The sequence below is a fragment of the Neisseria sp. P0021.S007 genome, assembly GCF_051956855.1.
Genome location: NZ_JBQCXA010000057.1, coordinates 1 through 1,487 on the forward strand (window position 1 = coordinate 1; position 1,487 = coordinate 1,487).

The 1,487-nt window shown below is 48.4% G+C and carries 1 protein-coding gene; it reads left to right on the forward strand.

The genetic code is table 11. The features are described from left to right. On the forward strand, positions 1-1,286 hold a 1,286-nt coding region (locus ACTHUR_RS11030; RefSeq protein WP_440398598.1), incomplete at its 5' end, for a FepA family TonB-dependent siderophore receptor. Between the last annotated feature and the right edge of the window lie 201 nt (positions 1,287-1,487).

Here is a 1,487-nt window from a genome sequence, read left to right on the forward strand (position 1 = left end):
CTTTAACGCATGACGGCGCATGGGAATGGGGCGATACTAAAAACGTGATCAGTTATGAGCGCACAATCAACAGCCACTTGCCTGAAGGTTTGGCCGGTGGTCCGGAAGGCAGCTATACAGGCTTGGATTTTGTTCAAAGCCGTCTGAAAAACCTGCGCTTCAGCAGCGAAGCGAATATTCCGTTCAAACTTGGTGTCGATAACGTGTTGACGGTTGGTGCAGAATTTACTGACAGCAAATTGGACGATCCTGCCTCCAATACTCAGGGATTTAAAGACCAAGGCAAAACCGATGCGTTTAACGGCATCTCCGCAACGCGCGGTGGTAAGGCATCTCAACGCAACTGGGCGGCATACGTTGAAGACAATATTTCATTGACCGACAAAACCCATCTGATTCCGGCCATCCGTTTCGACCACAACAGCGACAGCGGCAGAAATTGGAGTCCGGCTTTGAACTTCTCGCATCAAATCGGCGAAAACTGGTTGGTCAAAGGCGGTATTGCCCGTGCGTATAAAGCGCCAAACCTGTATCAAACCAATCCTGACTTTATCCTGTACACACGCGGTCAAGGCTGTCCGCTCAATGCGCCGAACAGTGTCCGCTGCTACTACATGGGCAATGGCAATTTGAAACCTGAAACCAGTATCAATAAAGAGATTGGTCTTGAATTCAACAAAAACGGCTGGCAGGCTTCGGCGACTTATTTCCACAACGCGTACCGCAATAAAATCGTGATCGGCGACCAGCTCATTGCCACCAGCAATATTGGCAACTGGCTCCTGCAATGGGAAAATACGCCGAAAGCGACTATTTCAGGTATCGAAGGCAACTTGGTGATTCCGTTGCATGACACACTCAAGTGGAGCAACAATTTCACTTATATGCACAAATCTGAAGATTATCAAGGCAATCCATTGTCTTTGGTGCCGAAACATACCATCAACAGCACATTGTCTTGGACGCCGAACGAACGCTTCGATGCCAATCTGACCTTTACCCACTACGGCCGCACCAAGCCGCGCAGCGTGGCAGTCAACCGTTTGGAACAAAACGGCAATCCTCGTGCAGGCGTAGCAGCGTTGTCTTCCGAACACAGCCAAACCCAAGTCGGCTCTTACGGTATTTGGGGTATCAATGCAGGCTACAACTGGAACAAACGCGTGGCTGTCCGTGGCGGTATCAGCAATCTGTTTGACAAAAAACTGTACCGCACAACTGCCGGCGCACAAACGTACAACGAGCATGGCCGTGCCTTCTACGGCAGTTTGAAAGTATCGTTTTAAGTAGAAGCGTATCAAATAAGGCCGTCTGAAACGGTGTGAAATGAAATCTAGGATTTCTGACACATGGTTTCAGACGGCCTTTTTGAGTTTAAATTTAGAAGCATTTGTTGTTACGGAATTTGCCTCACTTTTTTAGAAAAGTAAAAGGGCAGCATTTGCCGCCCTGAGAATACAAACTGCTTATTCGACCCAAGTTACCAT